Raw genomic sequence first — 22,813 nt, 5'->3', positions numbered from 1 at the left:
TGTGTGAATGGCTTTAGTTGGCGCGAAGGGTGACAGTTTTTTGCAGATCGGATTCGCTAAACTTAACCCGGCTGACCTGATCGCCATTTTCCAGTCCTTGAACCACGGCAATGTTGTCGCTATAACGCTGTTCTAGAACCTGAACATTGACCTTGATAATTTTATTCTGGCGAATCACCCAGACATAGGGTTTGCTCTGGATATCCTGGACAGTATCTAATGGAATCAGCTGGCCAGAGATCTGTTGTGAACTCAGAATGTTGCCTTCGACAAAGGAGCCAATGCTAAGTGAGGGAATTGTTTCATTTGGCGTGGCAAAGAATTCGATCTGGCGACTGGCCTGATCTGCGATCGGGGAAATCCGGCTAATTACGGCAGTGAGCCGATTTGGATTCCCTTGAATAGTGTATTCGACCTGACTGCCCAGTTTTAAACCTGATTGCAGATCACTGGGTACGCGTGCCTGAATTTCCAGTCGTTTTGGATCAACGATTTCAAACAGGGTTTGTCCAATCGCCACGGTTTGGCCGGGTTCAACCTGACGCTGGGTAATCACGCCACTGATCGGGCTGGTCATGGTGCCATCGCGATCTGCTTTCTGGGCAATATCGACATTGGCTTGCTGGGCGCGGACATTTTCAAGCTGGGCCTGATAATCGACCTGACTTTGTTCATATTCTACTTTTGAAATAAAACCCTGATCGAGCAGGCGCTTTTTACGCTGCATCATGTTGCGAGCCTGATTGGCTTGCGCTTGAGTAGAGGCCAGATTTGCACGTGCCTGTGCCAAGCGGGCTGCATTGTCCTGATTATTCAGGCGTACCAGCACCTGTCCTTTAGAAACAGTTTGACCTACCTGCGCGTTTACGCTGGTAGCAGTAGCAGAGACCTGTGCTTGTATGCTGCTTTGATTGACTGCACGAATAGTGCCGGTGAATGCAGTTTTTTGAACTGAATTGCCAGATTGAACTGCAACTAGATCTTGAGGAATGACTTCAATGGATTTGGGTGTTTCTGCTTGCTGTACGGGTTCATTTTTATCACAAGCCACTAAAAACATATTTAAGCAAAGTGCACTCATGATCAGGATAGAGCGCGGGGAAGGCATATTTAAATCATGAGAATGCGGTGCAGTTTGCATATGAGTCCTTTTAGCGTGCTATGGATCAAAACCACGGCCAGCTATTTGTATTTATTCAAGTGCTTTTAAACGGGCGATAATTTTGTCGTATTCTGCTTCCAGATTTCGATAGCGACTTTGTAAAGATTGAATATTTTCTTTTTGGGAAACGAGATTTTTCTGGTTATTGTCTAATGTTGTTTTCAGGTGTGCCGGTGGGGTTTTACCTTTACGTAAATATTCGCGTTCCTGACGCACAAACATGACCCGATCTTTTTGCAGTTGCTTCATTTGTTCTTGCTGGAAATCAATCTGTTTTTTTAACTGCACCAGGCTGTCATTCTTTTTCTGTAAAGCGGTCTGGCTATTATTATAAGCGCGCTTGAGTTTATGGTCTTCGGCAATCCGCTGCGCCTGTTGGGCACGTTGTGGCGCTTGCCTGATATCCGCTTCGGCATTATAAGGACGCGCTCGCTTAATGACCTGCATATTCTGGTCAAGTGCTTCATAGCCATAACGGATATGATTGGGTGTGACGTTAGTACTGATATTGGCCACACCTTTGCTGTCATAATAACGATACCAGGTGGCTTTTTGTGGGAGTTGGTTACTACTCGCACACGTTAAGCTCACCTGTAACAATAGCAGCGCAACAACAATGAATTGACCAGTCATTTTATTTTTATCAATGACAGCAAGTTTTCTTAAAAACTGACTCATCATTGGCTCCCCGAATTTAAAGTTGACTAAATTACTTATTTTAAAGTAATAATCTTGTTATATTAGACTTAAATTTATCAATAAAAAACTACCGTTAGTCAAAAAAAACCAATAACGATAAGAAAATGTGAAGCTGTTATTAAAAATAAATGATTTTGTCTACTTGTGTAGAAAATGTTCATTGATAATACAAGTGACTTTATGTTAAAAATGTTTATCGATCGTAATAAAATAATCCTATGAGTCTTATGGCATATAGTTTCTAAAATGGGAAGGGTTAAACAAATGGACGATAAATTCCAAAATCTAAAAATTATGGTTATTGATGACTCAAAGACCATTCGTCGTACTGCGGAAACTCTTCTTCAACGCGAAGGTTATGAGGTCATTACTGCAGTAGACGGTTTTGAGGCTTTGTCAAAAATTGCCGAAGCAAATCCAGATATCGTTTTTGTAGATATTATGATGCCGCGCCTAGATGGTTACCAAACCTGCGCCTTAATCAAAAACTCTCAGAATTACCAGAATATTCCTGTGATTATGCTATCAAGTAAAGATGGCTTATTTGATCAGGCCAAAGGTCGTGTCGTGGGTTCAGATGAATACCTGACCAAACCTTTTAGTAAAGATGAATTGCTCAATGCAATCCGTAACCATATTAGTGCTTAATATTTGATTTTTTTGGGGAATTGGCATGGCACGTATCCTAATTGTGGATGACTCACCGACAGAAACTTTTCGCTTTAGAGAGATTCTTTCTAAACATGGCTTTGAGGTGATTGAAGCAGCCAATGGCGCAGATGGCGTCACCATGGCACAGGCAGAATTGCCGGACCTAGTTCTGATGGATGTGGTTATGCCGGGTGTGAATGGTTTTCAGGCAACCCGTCAGATTGCACGTGGTGCAACGACCAAACATATTCCAATCGTGATTGTCAGTACCAAGGATCAGGCCACTGACCGTGTATGGGGCAAGCGTCAAGGCGCAGCGGATTATCTAATAAAACCAGTCGATGAAAAACAATTAATAGATGTAATTAAGCAGCACCTCAATGCAGGATAAGCTCTATGGCAGCAAATGGATTTATCGAATTGCTTCGCATTGCGAAACGGGGGAATAAAAACTACGTTTCCAATGGCAATGAAGTTAACCGATGGTCGGGCATTGCTTTTGAGATGATGGGGCAATATTTTGTTGCCCCGCTGGGGGAGGTATCAGAAGTGATTTATCCCCCAGAATATACGCCGGTACCCAAGACACAAGCATGGGTGTTGGGTCTGGCGAATATCCGGGGAAGACTGTTATCGGTTTCTGATCTGACGCAGTATGTATCAGGGCAGAGCAGTCAATTTTCACCGACTCAAAAAGTATTATGCATCAACCATAATGACCAGTATGTGGGTTTGGTCGTAGATCAAGTTTTGGGTATACAACATTTCAATAAGAAAAGTTTCTTTTCGAAGAAATCTGAATTGGATAAAAACTTACAAGAATATTGTCAGGGGTTTTTCCATCAGCACAACCAGCAGTGGCATGTGTTTTTATTCAGTCGTCTGTTGCAAAATCCAAAATTTATGAACGCATCTATAAAATTTATAAATTAAATGTCGCGCTCGAAAGTAAGCAAGGCGTCAACCGGGGAGAGGCTGCATGGGCTTTAAACTTAAAAAGAAAAATACAGGTGAGAGCACTGGCCGCAAAGGCGGTAATGCTTTTTTAGCTAAGATTCAAACGCAAGTAGATCAGTTATCACGTGTATTTGGTGATAGTGAAAAATCAAAACCGCTGATCTATGGAGCAGCAGGCTGTCTTTTAGCCGCACTGATCACTTTATTGTATCTTTTTTATAGTGTTCCACGTACCAACGAACTCACTTAAAGTCTGGGTGATTTGCGTCTCCTCTCGCAAACGATTTCGCGCCAAGCGACTGAAGCGACAGCTTCGGGTACGCCTGAGGCCATGAAGAACCTCACTGACTCGCAAAAAGCTTTTGCTGAAAATCTTGAGACAGTTAAAAGTATTCACTCTAACAATGATGCGTTGCAAGCTGTTGATAAACAGTGGACAGAAGTGTCGAGCAGTATTGATCTGATTACCTCGCAACAAAAGATTATTAACCAGTTATACGACACCAACATCGCGATTGGTGAAGCGATTCCGGGGATTCAGGCGGAATATAACTTGATGGTCGACCAGATGGCACGTCAAGATATGCCATCGAACCAGGTGGTTATTGCCAAAAACCAGGTATTCATTGCAGAACGTATCTTACGTTCAATCAGTTTGGTACTGACAGGTAATGATGGTTCACGTGAATCTGCGGATGACTTCAGTGCCGATACCGAAACTTTTGGTTCTTATCTGAATGCACAGTTAAATGGTTCTGCTGAACTGGGTGTACAGCGTATTGCTGATCCAACCCTGCGTGAATCTCTGGAAGGCATCAAGGCTGAATATGATGACGTACTGGAATCTGCATCAGCGATTATTCTGAAAAACTCTACACAGATCGTAAAAGTTCGTCAGGCAGCCGCATCTATTTTTTCTCAATCTGATGTGCTTTTGGACAACCTGAATAAATTATCGGGTAACTCAGGTCTTAAAACGGTTGTTCCGGCAGTCCTTCTGATCGCATTATTAGTCGGTTTCTTGCTGTGTGTATTCAAGTTGCTTTCTCTGCGTGGCTTGTCGGACAAGCAGCGTGTAGGCCGTTTACAAGAAGAGTATGACCGTAACCAGAATGCGATTTTGCGCTTACTGGATGAGATTGCCGATCTTGCAGATGGTGACTTGCGTTCATATGCAACAGTATCTGAAGACTTTACTGGTGCGATTGCCGACTCGATTAACTTTGCGATCGATCAGTTACGTGACCTGGTATCGCGTATTACTGAAACTTCACAAGAAGTTGCGCAATACACCGCGACTACACAAAGCATTACCAACCAGTTAGCTGAAGCATCTGAGCATCAGGCACAAGAAATTGCCGGTGCTTCTGCAGCGATTAACGAAATGGCACTGTCGATTGACCAGGTATCTGCCAACGCCGATGAATCAGCAGTGGTAGCAGAGCGTTCAGTACAAATTGCTGCAAACGGTGCAGATGTTGTACATCGCTCAATTGAGGGTATGGACACGATTCGTGAACAGATTCAGGAAACTTCAAAACGTATTAAACGTTTGGGTGAATCTTCTCAGGAAATTGGTAACATCGTAGCCTTGATTAACGATATTGCCGACCAGACGAACATTCTGGCATTAAACGCAGCGATTCAGGCGTCGATGGCCGGTGAAGCAGGTCGTGGTTTCGCGGTCGTAGCCGATGAAGTACAGCGTCTTGCGGAACGTTCAGCTTCTGCAACTAAGCAGATTGAAGGCCTGGTAAAAACCATTCAAACGGATACCAACGAAGCCGTTATTTCGATGGAACAAACTACATCGGAAGTTGTACGTGGTGCGAACTTGTCTAAAGATGCCGGTGTAGCACTAGATGAGATTCAAACGGTATCGAACAACCTGGCGAAACTGATTGCGAACATTTCTGATGCTGCGAAACTACAGTCAGCATCTGCAGGTCATATTGCAACCACGATGAATGTCGTACAGGAAATTACTTCGCAAACTACCAGTGCAACCTTCGATACAGCACGTTCGGTATCTGAACTGGCAAACATGGCCGATGCATTACGTGAATCTGTATCTGACTTTAAACTACCAGAATAAAGTCAGACATGATGGGGAAATGTGTCTTGACCGCGGTTGAGACACATTCAGAAAATACAGATAAAGCCTCGACAAGATGTACTTAACTTCATACGTTAGGTATCGCGTGACGGTCACAATTAAGTTTGAGCGCCCTTCTTGGCGGCATAACGTAAGAAGCATGAGCTATGAAAGAAATATTAAAAAATTTAGTTGAAACGACAACGCTTCCTGAAGATAGTTATCTTGACCAAGATGCAGAAATTCTTGAAATTTTTGTTGAGGAAATCGAAGAGATCTTCGTTGAGTTAAATGCTTTATTTCCAGAATGGTTGAGCAATCCAGATCATCAAGAAAATCTGAAGACCATTCGCCGCCATTTTCATACCCTGAAAGGTTCAGGCCGCATGGTCGGGGCAAAATCGGCAGGGGAAATGGCCTGGGCGGTTGAAGATACCCTAAACCGGGTTTTGTCCGGTTCGATTCAGCTAACACCGACGGTACAGAAATTTGCCCAAGCGGTACTGAATGTCTATCAATATGCTTTATATCCAAAATTCAAACATGTACAGCAATTGGATCTCGATCTGCGTCCAATGGTGCTGTTGGGACAACAATTACAACAACAAATTTCGCCTGAACCTGCATTGGAAGAATTACTGGCATTGGCAGATCATTTGACCGCTGAAGGTCAGATGACAGGTCTTGAGCTTGCAGACAATGAGCCAAGTGAAGTTGAGCTAACAATAGCGCCAGTAGAAGTACCGGTTCGCAGTGATATCGAAGAAACTGTGGCGATCTTTATTGAAGAAGCAGAAGAGCATCTGGATACGATTGCTACCTTCCTTCGCACTGAAGATGAAAAATCACAAGATTATAATGCGCTGATTCGTGCGATTCATACTTTGCGCGGCAGTTCATCGATGGCGCAGATTGAGCAGATTTTTGAAGCCAGTTCCAAGGTGGAACATCTGTTCAAAACTTTGCTACAGGATGAAATTGCTTCTACTTCAAAAGAAACTGCTTTGCTGATTCAGTATGCGGAGTTCGTGAGTGACTATCTGCACCTGCTACGTCAGGGCAATACTGCAAAACTGGATGCGGTATACGCCACCTTTGAGCGTGTCTGGCATGATTATGGCTTTGCAGTTACTGAAACCAATAGCATTCAGACGCAAGGCTTGGTGTCCAAACTGGTTGAGCTGGATATTGATCTGTTATTGGATGCCGAGTTTGAATTTGATAAACGCGCCCAAGTCGATTATCCGGAATATATTCAGGCACTCAGCCAGCAGGCTGCAGAATTGCTAGCACATACAGAAAGCCGGGCAGCGCAGGGAATTCATGAATTCACTGCCGATCTGAAATCGACTTATGATGCGCTGCTTGAAAAGCCAGTACTGCTAAATAGCGATTATGCCTATGAATTGTTCGCACAGGCGCACCAGGAATTTATTCATTTATTTGATACCTTGGCCGCAGGACAGCGCGTCATTCTGAATGATGAGATTCAAAAAATACTCAGTGAACTGTCTGCATTTGTGCAGCAGGATCTCGAGATATTTGCTGAAGATACTAGCAATCAGAATGTTGAGCTAAGCTCAGAGAGCACACAGGTGGCTGAAACTGTCGCGACTGGTAGTGTGGATTTTGCTGGTTTGAGCCAACGTATCGCTGCGGATCGTCAACAGCAGCAAAGTACTGAAACCAACCGTGATTTTGATGAAGAATTATTAAGTATCTTCCTGGAAGAAGCGGATGAATTGCTGGCAGGGATTGATGAAGATCTGAATACCTGGAGTAAAAAACAGGACGATACAACCTCACTGAACAATCTGATGCGTCATTTGCATACCTTAAAAGGTGGTGCAAACATGATTGCAGCTTTGCATATCGGTTTGATTGCACATGAACTGGAAAGTATTTATGAGCGGGTGATCCGTCAGCAAATTGCCGTGACACCTGCTTTAATCCAGATTATTCGTCTGGTTCAGGATAACGTTTCCGATCGTATTCAATCCATTCGAGAAGACGGTATTGATTATCCTGCACCAGAAGCGATTGCGATTCTGCAAAATATTCAGGTGCTGGTGTCTGGACAAGCTGTTGCTGCTGCGGAGAGCGCGAATACTGTAGTTGAAGTTGCAGAGGTCCAAGCGACATCAATTTCTGAGCCGCAACTTGAAGAGTCAGCAACGACTGAACATCCTGCAACTGATCTGGCAGAAGCTGAAGAATTACTGGAAATCTTGGAATCTCCTGAGGCTACTGAAGACATACCAGTAGAACGTTCTGAAGAAGACGAACTGAAATCGATTGTTGAAGAATCTTTCTTGGAAGAATCCGAAGAGATTCTGGCGAATGCCGAGAAGCTCCTCAATCAATGGTTTGATCAGCGTAGTGACCGTAGTTTATTGCTGCAATTACAGCGTGCTGCCCATAGTATCAAGGGTGGCGCACGTATGATTGATGTTGAAGAAGTGGCCAGTATTGCCTATGAGCTGGAAACGACTTTCGAACAGTTTGCGGTCTACCAATTTAACTCGAATGCTTATGATGGCTTATTGCAGAAAACGCTGGTTTGGTTAAGACAGGCGATTTTCCAGCATGACTATAACGGTTTTGATCAGCTGTACAGCAGTCTGAAAAAGATTGCTTATGTGGACGTTACTGCGCAATTGCCTGAGCGTCTGGCGAAAACAGATAATCTGGTGGTCAGCACCGACTTCGGCTTTGTTGAAGGTGATGGTACTGAACCGCCACAGATGATGGGTGAGTGGGCGAATAGCGGCACCAGCGATAGCAATAACGAGATGATCCGTATCTCTGCTGATCTGGTCGAGAAGATGATTGACCTGTCCGGTGAGAACTCGATTAACCGTTCGCGTATCGAGATGGACCTAGGGCAGCTTGGCAATACCTTGAACGAGATGGAATTGGCGATCAAGCGTCTTGCTGATCAGTTACGTCGAATGGAAGGCGAGCTGGAATCACAGATTATTGCCAAACATGGTTCAGAGAACTCGCGCTATGCCGACTTTGACCCGCTGGAAATGGACCAATATTCCTCTCTAAACCAGCTGTCCAAATCACTGGCAGAATCTGCATCAGATTTGGTCGACTTCAAGAGTACCTTAGCCGACAAGATTCGCGAAACCGAAGGACTGTTATTGCAACAATCCCGTATTCAGGCCGAGATTCAGGAAAGCCTGATGCGTACCCGTCTGGTCCCATTTGACCGGATGTTGCCGCGTTTACAGCGTATTGTGCGTCAAACCTCGACCACCTTGAACCGTCCTGCAGAACTGATCGTACAGAATACCGAAGGTGAACTGGATCGTAACATTCTCGAGCGTCTGGTCACACCATTTGAGCATATGCTGCGTAACGCGATTGACCATGGTCTGGAAGATACTGCAGATCGTATCGCACTGAACAAGCCGGAAATGGGTTCGATTGTCTTGAACATCAGTCGTCAGGGAACCGATGTAATCGTGTCCTTTAGTGATGATGGTAAGGGGATCGATGCGGAGAAGATTCGTGAAAAAGCGATGAGTCTGGATCTGATCAAAGCGGATCAAGTTATTGATCAGGAAGAAATCCTGCAATTTATCTTCCATCCTGGTTTCAGTACCGCGAAAGCAGTGACCCAGATTTCTGGTCGTGGTGTCGGTCTGGACGTGGTGCAAAGTGAAATCAAATCTCTTGGCGGCCATGTGTCAGTAAGCTCGGAACTAGGCAAGGGCACCATCTTTACGATTCGCGTACCGACGACCGTGGCGGTCAGCGATGCCTTGATGGTGAAAGTGGGCGATCAGCAATATGCGATTTCACTGGCGCAGATTGACCGAATTGTACGTATTGCGCCGACTATATTGGAAAGCTATTTCAACAGTAAAGATGACTATTTCAAGATCGATGGCGCAAACTATAAGCTGCGTTATCTGTCTGAGTTTGTTGGCAACCAGCCAATTCCACGTCTGAATAATGTTGGGCATTCATTGCCGGTGCTGTTGATCAAAGGAAATAGTGGTCAGACCATTGCCTTACTGGTCGATCAGCTGGTCGGTTCTCGAGCGCAGATTGTGGTGAAACCGATTGGACAGCAGTTTGCCAATGTCAGAGTGGTGGCCGGTGCTACGATTTTGGGTGATGGTCAGGTCTGTCTGATTCTCGATGGACAGAATGTTGCCCGTCAGATTCAGGCGACACAGCGTGTCAAACAGCTCAATGATCAGCGTGATGGTTCGCGTAATGCAAATGCACGTCGTCTGGTAATGATTGTCGATGACTCGGTAACTGTACGTAAAGTGACGTCGCGTCTGCTTGAACGTCAAGGCTATGATATTGTGACTGCCAAAGATGGTGTGGATGCGATCGAGCAGCTTGAAAACGTCAGACCGGATCTGATGTTGCTGGATATCGAAATGCCGCGCATGGACGGTTTCGAAGTGACCAATCTGGTTCGTCACCATGATATTCACCGTGACTTGCCGATTATCATGATTACCTCACGTACCGGTGAGAAGCATCGTGAACGTGCATTCAGCTTGGGCGTAACGCACTATATGGGTAAACCGTTCCAGGAAGCGGAGCTGCTGGCCAATATCCAGCAACTGATTGCTGAAAAACAGGGGTAATATATGAGTCAGACCAATTCGAACAACAAAATGGCTGATCAGATTAGCCAGCAGGAACTTCAGCATCTGATTACGGTATCGACCGGATTTATTGATGCCTATATTATTGACTGTCATGGCAAAGATCCGATGCTATTGCCACAAAATATTGTCCTGTCAGCACTGGATAGCAATACGCAGGTTAAGACAGTGGAGTGGCATGAAGCACAATTGCCAGTTTATGCAGTGAATGATCCTTTACGTCAAAATGGAGTGGCACTGGTGATTGAGGGTGATGAAATCACTCAGCGCTTTGCCTTGATGTGCAATGAAATGCCGAAAACCATCCGGATTCGTATTTCCGAAGTGGTCGATGTCGATCAGCCCGTGAATGATCCTGCCATCTTTCAATATGTGCGTATGAACGAACAGCTTTTCCATATTCCGAATATGACGAATATTCAGGCTTCAATCGGACTGTAATCCAAACTATAAAATATAAAAAAGGAACTCCATGGAGTTCCTTTTTTATTGCGTTATGAATTTACTTAGTTGGCGAGTAAATTCACGAGAATCTGCTCATAGATTTCAGCCAATGGCTCTAAGTCTGCAATATCGACATGTTCATTGATCTGATGAATCGTGGCATTCAATACGCCAAGTTCCAGTACCTGTGCGCCGGTAGGGGCAATAAAGCGGCCATCTGAGGTACCGCCCGAAGTCGATAGTTCAGTTTCAGTCCCCGTCACATTCAGAATGGCGGTTTTAGCTGCATTTACTAGTTCACCAACTGGCGTCAGGAAAGGCAGGCCAGATAAAGTCCAAGAAATGTCATAGTCCACACCATGACGATCCAGAATTTCTAAAGTACGTGCTTTGAGTTCTTCGGCGGTCACTTCAGTTGAATAACGCCAGTTGCACAATAGGTTCATGGTGCCGGGAACAACATTGGTTGCGCCTGTACCCGCATTGATATTGGAAATCTGGAAGGTCGTCGCCGGGAAATATTCGTTGCCATGATCCCAGACTGTGTCGCACAGTTCAGCAATGGCTTTAGAAGCGGTATGAATCGGATTCACGGCCAGATGCGGATAAGCCACATGACCCTGTTTGCCTTTGACTGTAAGGTTGGCATTTAATGAACCACGACGGCCATTTTTGACTATATCGCCCAGTTTATTAGTACTTGACGGTTCACCGACCAGACACCAGGTAATTTTCTCATTACGCGCTTCCAGTGTTTCAATCACTTTCACCGTGCCGTTAATCGATGGACCTTCTTCATCTGAAGTAATCAGGTAGGCAATCGAACCTTTGTGATTCGGATATTTTTCAACAAAACGTTCTGTTGCAACTACCATGGCTGCCAAAGCCGTCTTCATGTCGGCACTGCCACGACCATAAAGTTTGCCTTCACGGATTTCTGGTAAAAAAGGATCTGAGTTCCAGGCATCCAGATTCCCTGTTGGCACGACATCGGTATGGCCAGCGAAACAGAAGACCGGACCTTCTGTGCCTTTGCGTGCCCAGATATTATCTACATCTTCAAAGCGCATGGATTCAATATTGAAACCAATCTTCTTTAAACGTTCAGCCATGATGTTCTGGCAGTCATGATCAATCGGTGTGACAGAAGGCTGACGTAATAGTTGCAGGCTTAAATCGAGGGTAGCGGAAGAGCTCATACGGTATTCAACAGTCGATAATTTTTTCGGTTCTATAATAGGCGAATATAGGCTTGAATGTGAACGACTGATATAAAAAAACCCTATCTGGGATAGGGTTCTGTGAGCGTTTAGGAAAAAACTAGTTTTGACGGATTTCGTCAGAGGTTTTTTCAGCAGTATTGGTTACCGCATCGCCAGCCTTAGACACATCTTTGCCCATGCCTTTTACGGTGTTACAGCCAGTCAATACAAAAGCCATCATTAATGAAGCAGCAAGAATTTTTTTCATCATCATCTCCGTATAATCAATAATAAAATTATTATGATGTGGGACTTAGAGTAGAAAATATACGCTCTAAAAAATATGTGGTTTTCATAGTGCTTCGGTTAATAAATGTAATGCTTTATAGGGGCTTATGCGATGGATGCTGGATCAGCACCGGATTGCGATACATATAAAAGTCATCACTATCGAGTTTTTTATAAAGTCCATCCGTCCACCAGATCGCAGCTGAACTGCTCGGCCGGGCTTGCGGATAAATCCATTCATGTCGTTGCAGACGATAGAAACCGTGCTGTGCAGCAGGAATATGCTGTCCCCATAAGCCCAGACGACGCTCGGTATTGATCCATGAGGGAATTGGCTGATCGGCATGATGTGTAGGCAAATACAGCTGTCCCTTGAGGACGCAAAACCGTCTTTGAATGGGATGCTGCAAAGCCTCATCAAACTGGAATTGTTTTTGTGTGAAATATTTCATTTTTCTGATTAAAGTATCGGTGCGGTTTAGGCCATACCAATGCGGCAGGCTAAAATCTGCTTCGGCCAGATAATATTTCAATGCCACTTCCCAATGTTCAATCTGTCCTGTATCAGTATTTAATAACAGAAAATCTAGCTCCCCCAGGGTTTTGGCGCCTTCAATCTTTTGCAGACTATGAGCAAGCAGCTGATACGGATGATAGGCATCATCGAGTAACCAGAACCAGATCAGCATTTCAAAGCGCAGCCCTAAACGCGTACTTTTCAGTTGCTGCACAAATTCGATTAATTCTTCTGGATGCTGATCAAGAAACTCTAAACGTGGATGGTAACGGTTGAGATAGTGCTGCCAGGCCTGGCTTTCATGCAGTTCAAAGTAATATATAAGCTCAAGTTCATCTGGAATATGGAACAGGATATTCGGACTGCCGACAGCAAACGCCAGTTGCCGCACCAGAGGATGTTGATAACGTTGCCATGCTTCTACAAGATTTTGGTTTAAATTGGAAAAGGGCATAGTACAACCTGTGAAAAGTGCAGAAATACAACGGACAGTATCGGAAAACGCTTTATACTACCTGAATTCTGCGGCTAGGGTTGATGTATGAAAGTGTTGTTTTGGCGAAGTCTGGTGGTGCTGTTTGTGATCCTGGGCTTTATCGGTGCAATCCTGCCGGGTATGCCAACAACGGTCTTTTTGATTCTGGCGGCCTGGGCGGCATCCAAAGGCTGGCCACAAATGGATGACTGGTTATTGAATCATCCCAAATATGGTCCGACCTTAAGAGATTGGCGTGCCCACGGTACTGTACCGCGTAAGGCCAAATGGCTGGCCAGTATCATGATGCTGATCAGCGGGATCATCATGCTGTTTACTACTGCACCCTTGGCCGTAAAAGCCTTTACCAATATTACGATGCTGATCGTCGCGATCTGGTTATGGCGACGCCCTGAACCGAATCAGATCCTTATTCAGCAAAATACAGTTGACCCAGAAAAGACAGATCTACCAACAGCGCCATCTGAAGATAATCAGTTAAACCCTATAAAGCCAAATAAAATAGAGTCTGAGAATAACAAGTCATGAATACCTTGCATCTGGATCAAGCCGATATCCTGATTGATCTTGCCCAACAAAAACTGTATCTGCCCCGTCTAAACAAGCAATATCTGATTTCCAGTGGCAAAAATGGCATTGGTGAAACTGAAAATAGTGGCAAGACTCCTCGTGGCTGGCACAAGATTGCTGAAAAGTTTGGTCAGAATGCTCCCTTAAATAGTGTATTTGTCGCACGTCAGGCGACGGGTGAAATTTATAATCCCCAATTGGCGGCAGAATTCCCGCAGCGGGACTGGATCCTGACGCGCATTTTATGGCTGAGTGGCCTTGAAGCGGGTTTTAATCAAGGCGAGGGCTGCGATACCTATCAGCGTTATATCTATATTCATGGCACCCCAGAAACCGAAAAGATGGGAGAGCCGCTGTCGCACGGCTGTATCCGTATGCGTAATCCGGAGGTCGCTGAATTATTTGACCTGATCAGTGAAGATGCACTGGTCTATATTTCAGAACAGGCATTAGATCTGGGCAGGCTGAATGTTTCGAAAAGCGAATAAAAGTTAGATTTTAAGATTATGTGAAAATGGTTTTGTTTTTATGGACTGAATCTGCTTGGTGGAGACAGCAGAAAAGATTGATTAATCTGATCCAGATGGTATTTTTATCGCATGGAATGGGTTAAATGATTATTTGAAGTTTAGATTTACTGGCATTTTCTGAATAAAAATAAATGACAGTTGAAAGATTACATGAACACAACGTCGAGTATTTTAAAGCTTTGTATAATCCTTAATCAGAATTGGAATATGTCGTGTGGTTAGACTGAAACTTCGCAGGGTAAAACACAAAATTTCGCTTCAATTTTCATTTTGAAAATTAAAAAATTTCGGTAGAGACTTAAAAAATAAACAAAAAGTGTTGTTTTTTTTAACAAACAACCTATTTTTTAATCACTCACACCTAAAAAGTGGAAAACATTCCGAAAAGCGTTTGACAGGCTGTGCAGATTCTCTATAATGCACCCATCAAACGATGATAGACGTTTAGAAAGGGCGCTTAGCTCAGTTGGTAGAGCGTCTGCCTTACAAGCAGAATGTCGGCGGTTCGATCCCGTCAGCGCCCACCAAGCTCTTTCATGTTGAGACCTTATAGTTGCAGCGGTAGTTCAGTTGGTTAGAATACCGGCCTGTCACGCCGGGGGTCGCGGGTTCGAGCCCCGTCCGCTGCGCCACTTTAAGATCTTGATTTTCGTTTGCCACAATAGCGACATTGTGTAAATGCAGCGGTAGTTCAGTTGGTTAGAATATCGGCCTGTCACGCCGAGGGTCGCGGGTTCGAGCCCCGTCCGCTGCGCCATTTATACGATAGACCTTTTGAGGGCGCTTAGCTCAGTTGGTAGAGCGTCTGCCTTACAAGCAGAATGTCGGCGGTTCGATCCCGTCAGCGCCCACCAGATTCTTTTGCGATGCAGCGGTAGTTCAGTTGGTTAGAATACCGGCCTGTCACGCCGGGGGTCGCGGGTTCGAGCCCCGTCCGCTGCGCCATTTCAAAAGAAATTAAATTGAGGTCCCTGAGCCTGAATTTAATAAACTAAAGATTGACACTCTTTATCAGGGCGCTTAGCTCAGTTGGTAGAGCGTCTGCCTTACAAGCAGAATGTCGGCGGTTCGATCCCGTCAGCGCCCACCAGATTCTTACGATGCAGCGGTAGTTCAGTTGGTTAGAATACCGGCCTGTCACGCCGGGGGTCGCGGGTTCGAGCCCCGTCCGCTGCGCCATCTTAAGATGAAAAGCTTGGATTCCTGAGATCTGAGTTTTCAAGATACCAAGACTACATTCCTTGTTGGTCTTGCGTCATTTAAAACAACGTTGTTGTTTTCTCAGGGCGCTTAGCTCAGTTGGTAGAGCGTCTGCCTTACAAGCAGAATGTCGGCGGTTCGATCCCGTCAGCGCCCACCATATCTTCTTGCTTCAACTCTATTTATTCCTTAGAATCTGATTGTATTATAATAATATTAAGATTTCACGACCATGAGAAATCCCTATCAGCGCAAAGCCGCGACCAAATCCCAAAAAACTGCTTTCGATCCTCAACAGCTTTATAAGCAATATAGTGAAGCCATTGTTGCTAATGCTGGCATTTTTGCACTCTATCAGGATGGGTGGGCCTTATGTGCCACGCCGACCGGACAACGCGCATTTGCCTGTTGGCAAAGTAAAGGTCTGGCTCGACTGTTGATTAAAGACAATTGGGAAAATTACGAGATTCAGGAAATTGGTCTCAAGGATTTTGTAGAGAAAGTCATTCCCTTTTTATGTCAGGAAAGTACCATTGTTTCGCTTGACCTGACCCCGGAAGGGCAGAATATTCTGGTGGCACCGGAAAAATTATTACTTGATATTAAAAATTATCTGTATCAGATCTATGTACAAAAGCCGGAACTGTTTAAAAATCCGGATATGCCTTTGCCTAGGCAGATCCGTTTAAATTAAATTTATTGTTTTTAAAACAGCTTGTTTATTGGAACAATGAATATTCATTCAGTAGCCAGCCACTTATCAAAGCAAAATATTCGCGTAACCAGGAATTATAGCGAACATTCTGGGGTGTGCTGGCACTCAGGCTGATGACTTGTTGATAACCCTGATGTCTGGCAATGGCACGGGCACGAGGGCTATGAAAATCGCTAGTGACAATCGCAATGGGCTCATTTCGATCAATATGTTGCTGTTTTAGGATTGCCTGAGAATATTGCAGGTTCTGTTGGGTACTTCTGCTTTGATCTTCTAAGCTAATGGGGTTTTTGAGCTGCGGATAGTTCGTGTAGATATAACTTTGCATGACTTCAGCTTCGCTCTGTCTCTCCCGGAAATTTCGTCCACCGGTCATAATGATTAAAGTATTTGGATATCGTTCTGCATATTTTGCTGCGGTATCCAGACGATTTTTTAAGATGGGTGAGGGCTGACCCTGATTAATGCCACTGCCTAATACTAAAATCGCTGCAGCAGGTCGTGCCGGAATATTCGGGTTGATTGACATCTGGATATAAACAAAGAAAGCCGCGACACTGATTATCCAGAATAAAAATCCGCCCCAGAGACTGTTCCAGAACAAGGTTCTGAATCGGGAATTCTGTTTCCAGCGCTGAATAGATGAAAAAAATAAGGCGGACAGGATGAGTGCCACCCCAATGAAGATCGACAGGGCAATAGCAAAATGCCTCTGACCTTGGCTCAGTAACCAGACGCTATTGATACATAGGATCAAGCCAGAGATCAGGCTAAGACTTCGTTTAAGTTGATTGAGCATCCAGGGTTCCTTTTTTCTTATTCATATTCTTATTATTGCTTTTGCATCTTCAATAAAAACCGGGCCATTGAGCCCGGTTTTTAGCATATCAGGTTATCTTAATATACATCACGGCGATAACGTCCATCCAGGCGTAATTGATCTAGCATTGTTTCACCGAGAATCTCGGTCAGGGCCTGATCCACATCGCTGGCCATACCATTGATGCTACCGCAGACATAAATCACTGCACCTTGAGCAATCCAGGCTTTCAGTTCTTCAGCCTGTTCACGCAATTTGTGATGTACATAGACTTTTTCCTGCTGGTCGCGAGAAAACGCAAGATCGAGACGTTTCAGGGTTCCCATTTGCAGCCAGGCCTGAATGGTTTCTTCAAAGAAGAAGTCATGTTCACGCTGACGTTCACCGAAGATCAGCCAGTTCTGGCTATAGTCCCGACGGTTACGCGCACTGAGCAGGCTTAATAATCCCGCAATCCCGGTACCATTACCAATACAGATAATCGGGCGGTTGTCATCAATCAGGTGGAAAGATTCATTGCTGCGAATACGCAGTGCAATTGGCGTATTGAGAGCCGCATGCTGGGTCAGCCAGCCTGAACCCAATCCCAGATTACCACTAGCATCGGTTTGCTGACGTACCACCAGACGTAAAACCTGCTGGCTTGGAATACTGGCAATGGAGTATTCACGTGTTGCCAAAACCGGTAATTGCGTGAGGAGCTGATCCAGAGAATCAAAAGGTTCAGCCTGAGTCAGATCACGATCCCAGAGTGCCTGTTCAATATTCTGTTGCATAGAAGGTACTTGTGTACCCGCTGCTATCTGGTGCTTTTGCATAAATGCATCGATACGTTCTTGGCTATTCCCTGGCTGAACCTCGGCAATATCACCTGCTTGCCAGACGGCTTCATGCTCAGGGGTCAGTTCGATATTGAAGGCAGGCGCACCCAGACTACCCGGATTGAGGACTTCACGTTTACTCAAACTCCAGTGATCAAAGGTCTTATCGATACTCATCGCTTGTAGCTCAAGTCGAGTGACTTGTTCCAGCGCACTATTCCATTGCTGGATATGCTCGTTATTGGCATTGTCGACTTCAATCGTATTGAATAGCTGCTGGGCACCATTCTGTTTTAACCACTGATCAATACGGTGACCAAAACTGCAATAGCTGTCTGGATATTCCTGAGAACCCAAGGCCAATACCGCATAACTTAAATAACTGAGATCAGCTTGAGCAGACAGGATTTTTTTCTCAAAAGAAGAGGCCAGATCCGGCGCTTCACCTGTGCCATAGGTGCTGGCAACAAATAATACCTGTTCGGTTTGTTGTAAATCGGCTAGCGTCAGTTGTTGTACTGGCTTGACTGTTACCGGTTGACGCGCTTCCTGCAGGGCAGTCGCTGTACGCCAAGCCAGTTGCTCAGAAACCCCTGTTTGTGAGGCATACGCGATGAGCCACGGTTTGGAATTTTCATCTAGGTTTACTAAAGTCGCACCCTGACGTGCTGCCAGCGTTAAGCGTTTCTGTTTGCGACGTTTCAGATAGAGCATCCAGCCGGTCACAAAGAACAACGGCATCAACAAGGCTGCGACCATGGCAAAGAACTGGTAAATTGGGCCGAAGAAGCTGCCACGATGCACCGGTAACATGCTGCTCATGATTTTTTCATTAAGCTTTTATCTTCATACAGCTCGATTTCGGTAAATTCAGCTGTCTGGTAATTATAAGTGGCACTGTTTCGTGCACGTTCATGCTGAGCGACTGGATCGATAAAGCTCAGCTGCATTTCGCCATCCGATTTTTTCGGAAGGTTAAACGTTACGGTAGAATACTTATCTGAAAATTCAGTGTTAAAGCCAATCCAGCTCTGGTCTAGCGCACGGGCAGTAGCTTCAGGGCTGAGACCTTCACGGCCTTCACCACCAGCACCGCGTTCGCCACCTTGGCGGCCTTCGCCTCGTACTTCACCTTCGGCACGCGGACCACGTTCACCGCCTGGACGTCCTTCACCACGGTTATTGCCGGCATTGGCCTGCATTTCCGGTTGCGGGCGTTCCACACCCAGCACTTTAAACATGCCATTGCGCCACCAGTCATAAGACCAGTACAGACCGGTACAGGCCAGAATCAGGTAGAAAATCACCACCCAGGTTCCCACAACAGCGTGCAGATCCCAGATAAAATTACGGCCTTTCAGTTGAGGTTTTACAAAGAACCATTGCTTGATCGAATGACGTTTCGGCCAGCGCAGGTACAGACCTGACAAGACAAAAAAGATCAGCATCAGGGTACAGGCACCGGTAATCTGCTTACCCACCGGACCAACCGTCAAATTACGATGCAGTTGCTGAACAAACTGGAAAAATTCCCGACCCTTAATCTCTGGCAAGACTTCCGCAGTATACGGGTTGATCATGATGTTCTGACCACGCCGTGCGCCTTCTTTGGCAACATTCACAGTACTCGAAGCACTCGGATCTTGTGCCACGGTAATACTGTTGATCTTCATGTCAGGCGCAGTACGGTTAAAGTGCTGATACAGCTCGGCAGGCGTGAGTTTGTCACGTTGCTGAACCTGAACCGTATAACTGTCGCTATTCATCCATTTTAATATTTGTTGTTCATAGGAGTAGATTGCGCCAGTGACCCCCATTATCGAGAGGATTAAACCTGCTGTAATCCCCAGAAACCAGTGGATTTGGAAAAATGTCTTTTTAAACATGGTCGTCAGATTAAGGGTGAGATCTATAAAAGTGGCAAAATTATAACTGAAGTTTGAGCCCGAATTATAGGTGTTGAGGATAATATTTATTCTCATTATCATTTATTATTTTGAGATTAAAAAAACCTCCATGCCGGGGCAGGAGGTTTTTCACTGAAGAAAGAACAGTTTAGATTTGTTTTGCTGCGCCGACTTCTGCTTCCAGATGCTTGCGAATCGTAGCGAAAGAGAAGTTTTTGCTGTCCAGACGTTTCGGCAGGATATAGGCGCCTTGCTGGCCTTTTACTTTGAAATTGACCAACATGAATTCTGGTGTGTTGTACCATTCATAGATGTCTTTCCAGCTAATCGCGCCAACACCTTCCTGCATGCCCATTTTCTGGCGCATCACGATACCATGCGGTTGCACGCCCAGGCGAACACCTTTGATTTCCTGTACCGGAAATTCATTCATCTTGCGTTTAACATACCATTCCAGACCAAAGGTACGGATCAGGTAATACAACACCACACAGACAATGGCCACCCAGCAGAACACGGTAGAATAGTTCTTCAGGAGCAGAATGCCCAGAATAGAAAGTGCAACAACAGCACCCATGATCAGCCATGCTTTCATGCCAATTTTATTGGTACTACGCCAGATCACCAGCTGAGCATGACGCTGCTCGGCTTCTGAAATTTCATAGTTCACAGGCTGTAGGGTATAAGCGTATAAATTTTTCGCGGTCATAATGAAATTAGCAGATTTTAAACTGTAAAAAGTTTAGCACTAATTGTACCAATTCAGTGAGTATATTGTTCCAAAATCAGCCAAATTATAATGAACCTAATTCAGTTGCCTGTTCATCACGCTCATGACTCAAACTTTGTTTCAGTTGGCTCAACTGCTTTAAAATGCTGAACATTAAAGACAGTTGCTGCAAAATGATCAGGGATTTCTGATCTTGCTCCTGATCTTGAGCCAGGCGCTGGCGAATATGGGCAATCATATTTTGCGCACTTAAATCGGGCATTTCATCTCTTAGCAATGCACCACGAATGTTCTCAAGTGCTTTGTCTAGTAAATTCAGAATGTCCTGATCTTCAATTTTTCCCGGTGTGCGCCCAGTGCAGCAATATAACTGATAAAAGTATGGTTCAGACAAAGGAACTCAAAGGCTAGCGATTTTTGTACCGGATCAATATCCGGTTCAGTGGCCAGTGTCGAAATTAGTGAAGCCACCTCGGCATCGGTATTATGGGCCGCACGGCGCACAATCCGATATTTCAGGCCATTATTACGTCCTGATTTATACTGCTCGATTACTTCACTCAAATAATCTGCTTCTGCCTGCAGGCTGCGTTTGATACTTCGCGGCAAACGCCGGAACTTCCAGTCTGGAAAAATAAAGCTGACGCCAAACCAGGCAATCGCACAGCCAATCAGGGTGTCAATCATACGCGGGATGGCCGCAGCATAGCCCATACCATCCAGATTGAAGTTGATTAGGGCTAAAATCGTGATAAAGGCAGTGGCTTGGGCATACTGTTTACTGCGTAATTCAAAGAACAGAATCCCGCTCAATACCAGAAGTAATAATTGTCCTTCGATGGAAGGCACAAAATACAGAATGGCATAACCGAGAATAATACCGACCAACGTACCGACAATACGCAGACGTAAACGCCGTTTGGTGGCGTTAAAGTTCGGCTGGCTGACAAAGAGTGCCGTTAATAAAATCCAGTAACCATATTCAATATTGCTGACCTGTACGAAGATATAGCTGATCAGCAGCACAATCGACAGGCGAATGGCATGCCGGAACAGTACCGACTCGGGTGTCAAATGCTGCTTAATCCGAATCTTGATATCATCCCAGCCTTTCAGGTCATCATCTCTGAGCTGGTTTTCGATATGTTTGAAACGCTCGGATTTGATACTTTGCTCGGTTTCCAGGTTGCGTAACTGGGCATCAATCGATTTCAGGTTTTGAAACAACGCAAACAGGGCGCTAATCCAGACCTGATCATACTGCTGCTCCTGACGTAACTTATCCAGAGACTGTCTCAGGTTGTCAAAGGTATGCTTAAAGCGCTGGTTATGCACATAGGGTTTGCGCATTAGCAAACTTTCACTCAGGTCCTTACAGGCTTTGCCCTGAATTGACATAATGCGCTGGAAGCGGAACAGGATATCGCTATGCTGGAAAATCTTGGTCAGTTTCTGATAATCAATATGCGCTGAATCGGCACGTTCATGAATATCCTGCGCCACAAAATAATATTGTAGGCTGCGACGGGTATCTTTTTGCCCACGGTCGCCTTTCAGGCGAGTCAAAAGGGCAGTTTTCATTTCATTAAAAATCGCAATCAGTTTGCCATTTTCCAGCGAGAGTTCAATCATGCTTTGTTGATAGCTTTTCGGGGTCATGTCCACATCAAACAGATTGGACTTGGCATATAAAAAGTCACCGAGCGCAGAATAGGAAATGGCAAGCTTGTCTTGCGCCAACCGGGCAGGGAAGATCAGGAAACTGAGGGTCGACAGCAGACCGTACCACATCGCGCCGATGACCAATAAACCAGCCTGTTTATACCATTCATCAAACAGCTCTACCCCGAGCATGGAATAAACGGAAATCACCAGACAGCCGTAAGAAATCGTGGCATAGCGTCGCCCTAGTGAACCCAGCAAAATCAGGGCAATACAGGACACAATTAAGGCCAAGGCAAATAGCAGGGGATAAGGAAAGAGCAGATATACGCCCACTGCGGTAATAAAGAAGCCAATGTAGGTATACAGCAGATTTAAAATCCGCACCGAAAAGCGGTCATCAATATCACTTAAACCGGCTGCGACCACGCCTAAAGTCAGTGGAATCGTCATCAATTGTTGTCCCATAAAATAGGGAACAAAGGCGGTACCTGCAAATGCCGTCATCATGCGCAGGTTATACATCAAGGTCGTATTATAGGTGGTTTGCTTGAGACGAGTGAGCCAAGATTTCAAAGGTCGTCCTTTATACTGCAGTCTTAGAGCTGAATCTGAATAGGCTAATGAAAATAGTATATTTATAAATCTTCATTTCAGGCTAAATCATACTATGCACTGTGTTAATTTGTCTGCATATTAGCGCTTTA

The 22,813-nt window shown here is 45.0% G+C and carries 16 protein-coding genes, 8 tRNA genes and 3 pseudogenes; 17 read left to right on the top strand and 10 right to left on the bottom strand.

From position 1 onward, the window contains the following. Positions 1–13: 13 nt before the first annotated feature. Entirely contained in the window at positions 14–1,141 is a 1,128-nt protein-coding gene (locus HGD77_RS11695; protein ID WP_004732003.1) for an efflux RND transporter periplasmic adaptor subunit, read from the bottom strand. Between the two features lie 51 nt (positions 1,142–1,192). Next, on the bottom strand, positions 1,193–1,840 hold the full coding sequence (locus tag HGD77_RS11690; protein ID WP_004732001.1) for a hypothetical protein: 648 nt from the start codon (positions 1,838–1,840) through the stop codon (positions 1,193–1,195). Between the two features lie 285 nt (positions 1,841–2,125). Between HGD77_RS11690 and pilG the strand changes: the two genes are divergently transcribed. The 6 genes and pseudogenes from pilG (at position 2,126) to HGD77_RS11655 (ending at position 10,645) form a co-directional block, all read left to right on the top strand. Next, positions 2,126–2,509 carry a twitching motility response regulator PilG gene (gene pilG / locus HGD77_RS11685; protein ID WP_004280711.1) on the top strand — a complete coding sequence of 128 codons (384 nt, stop codon included), beginning with the start codon at positions 2,126–2,128 and terminating at the stop codon, positions 2,507–2,509. A 25-nt stretch (positions 2,510–2,534) separates the two neighbouring features. After that, positions 2,535–2,903: a response regulator gene (locus HGD77_RS11680; protein ID WP_004731998.1), complete on the top strand. Its 369-nt coding sequence runs from the start codon at positions 2,535–2,537 to the stop codon at positions 2,901–2,903. Positions 2,904–2,908: 5 nt separating this feature from the next. Further along, entirely contained in the window at positions 2,909–3,445 is a 537-nt protein-coding gene (locus tag HGD77_RS11675) for a chemotaxis protein CheW (protein ID WP_004280709.1), read from the top strand. Between the two features lie 46 nt (positions 3,446–3,491). Next, positions 3,492–5,564 (top strand): annotated as a pseudogene (locus HGD77_RS11665) (methyl-accepting chemotaxis protein). Between the two features lie 167 nt (positions 5,565–5,731). Next, positions 5,732–10,183: an Hpt domain-containing protein gene (locus HGD77_RS11660; protein ID WP_129716295.1), complete on the top strand. Its 4,452-nt coding sequence runs from the start codon at positions 5,732–5,734 to the stop codon at positions 10,181–10,183. Positions 10,184–10,186: 3 nt separating this feature from the next. Then, the gene (locus tag HGD77_RS11655) at positions 10,187–10,645 is read left to right on the top strand and encodes a hypothetical protein (RefSeq protein ID WP_004731989.1); all 459 of its coding nucleotides are present in this window, start codon (positions 10,187–10,189) and stop codon (positions 10,643–10,645) included. Positions 10,646–10,710: 65 nt separating this feature from the next. Here HGD77_RS11655 and dapE read toward each other — a convergent pair whose 3' ends face one another. The 3 genes from dapE to HGD77_RS11640 all read right to left on the bottom strand — a co-directional run bounded on the left by dapE (position 10,711) and on the right by HGD77_RS11640 (position 13,109). Beyond that, positions 10,711–11,847 carry a succinyl-diaminopimelate desuccinylase gene (dapE, locus tag HGD77_RS11650; RefSeq protein WP_004731987.1) on the bottom strand — a complete coding sequence of 379 codons (1,137 nt, stop codon included), beginning with the start codon at positions 11,845–11,847 and terminating at the stop codon, positions 10,711–10,713. Positions 11,848–11,968: 121 nt separating this feature from the next. After that, positions 11,969–12,121, bottom strand: a complete 153-nt coding sequence (locus HGD77_RS11645) for an entericidin A/B family lipoprotein (protein ID WP_004280704.1) — start codon at positions 12,119–12,121, stop codon at positions 11,969–11,971. A 112-nt stretch (positions 12,122–12,233) separates the two neighbouring features. Continuing rightward, positions 12,234–13,109, bottom strand: coding sequence for a DUF1853 family protein (locus HGD77_RS11640; protein WP_004731985.1), 876 nt, complete (start codon positions 13,107–13,109; stop codon positions 12,234–12,236). A gap of 87 nt (positions 13,110–13,196) precedes the next feature. On the opposite strand from HGD77_RS11640, the pseudogene HGD77_RS11635 reads away from it, so the two are divergent. The 11 genes and pseudogenes from HGD77_RS11635 to HGD77_RS11585 all read left to right on the top strand — a co-directional run. Beyond that, positions 13,197–13,550 (top strand): annotated as a pseudogene (locus HGD77_RS11635) (YbaN family protein); the annotation flags it as partial. Between the two features lie 125 nt (positions 13,551–13,675). Beyond that, complete coding sequence (gene elsL / locus HGD77_RS11630; protein ID WP_004731981.1) at positions 13,676–14,209, top strand: cell wall-recycling L,D-carboxypeptidase ElsL; 534 nt, start codon at positions 13,676–13,678, stop codon at positions 14,207–14,209. Between the two features lie 493 nt (positions 14,210–14,702). Next, a tRNA-Val gene (locus HGD77_RS11625) sits at positions 14,703–14,778 on the top strand. A 28-nt stretch (positions 14,779–14,806) separates the two neighbouring features. Beyond that, positions 14,807–14,883: transfer RNA gene (locus tag HGD77_RS11620), tRNA-Asp, on the top strand. A gap of 48 nt (positions 14,884–14,931) precedes the next feature. Then, positions 14,932–15,008 (top strand) — tRNA-Asp (locus tag HGD77_RS11615). A gap of 21 nt (positions 15,009–15,029) precedes the next feature. Next, a tRNA-Val gene (locus HGD77_RS11610) sits at positions 15,030–15,105 on the top strand. Between the two features lie 14 nt (positions 15,106–15,119). Further along, positions 15,120–15,196: transfer RNA gene (locus tag HGD77_RS11605), tRNA-Asp, on the top strand. 69 nt (positions 15,197–15,265) lie between these two features. After that, a tRNA-Val gene (locus HGD77_RS11600) sits at positions 15,266–15,341 on the top strand. A 12-nt stretch (positions 15,342–15,353) separates the two neighbouring features. Then, positions 15,354–15,430, top strand: a tRNA-Asp gene (locus HGD77_RS11595). 105 nt (positions 15,431–15,535) lie between these two features. After that, positions 15,536–15,611: transfer RNA gene (locus tag HGD77_RS11590), tRNA-Val, on the top strand. Between the two features lie 72 nt (positions 15,612–15,683). Further along, positions 15,684–16,145: a DUF2750 domain-containing protein gene (locus HGD77_RS11585; protein WP_004731979.1), complete on the top strand. Its 462-nt coding sequence runs from the start codon at positions 15,684–15,686 to the stop codon at positions 16,143–16,145. Between the two features lie 25 nt (positions 16,146–16,170). Here the strand turns inward: HGD77_RS11585 and HGD77_RS11580 are convergent, their stop codons facing one another. The 5 genes and pseudogenes from HGD77_RS11580 to yccS form a co-directional block, all read right to left on the bottom strand. Next, entirely contained in the window at positions 16,171–16,965 is a 795-nt protein-coding gene (locus HGD77_RS11580; RefSeq protein WP_005265937.1) for a YdcF family protein, read from the bottom strand. A gap of 98 nt (positions 16,966–17,063) precedes the next feature. Beyond that, positions 17,064–18,629, bottom strand: a complete 1,566-nt coding sequence (locus HGD77_RS17250; protein ID WP_415877828.1) for a flavodoxin domain-containing protein — start codon at positions 18,627–18,629, stop codon at positions 17,064–17,066. Further along, positions 18,626–19,693, bottom strand: a complete 1,068-nt coding sequence (locus tag HGD77_RS17245; RefSeq protein ID WP_415877827.1) for a PepSY-associated TM helix domain-containing protein — start codon at positions 19,691–19,693, stop codon at positions 18,626–18,628. The genes HGD77_RS17250 and HGD77_RS17245 overlap by 4 nt, the downstream gene beginning before the upstream one ends. Before the next feature lie 169 nt (positions 19,694–19,862). Continuing rightward, complete coding sequence (locus HGD77_RS11570) at positions 19,863–20,423, bottom strand: YcxB family protein (protein WP_004280696.1); 561 nt, start codon at positions 20,421–20,423, stop codon at positions 19,863–19,865. 85 nt (positions 20,424–20,508) lie between these two features. Then, positions 20,509–22,682: pseudogene (gene yccS / locus HGD77_RS11565) on the bottom strand (YccS family putative transporter). Positions 22,683–22,813 lie beyond the last annotated feature (131 nt).

This window comes from Acinetobacter sp. NEB149 (assembly GCF_012516415.1).
Lineage (GTDB): Bacteria > Pseudomonadota > Gammaproteobacteria > Pseudomonadales > Moraxellaceae > Acinetobacter > Acinetobacter lwoffii_V.
Note: the sequence above shows the minus strand (reverse complement) of the source record. Positions and strands in the feature narration are given on the sequence as shown.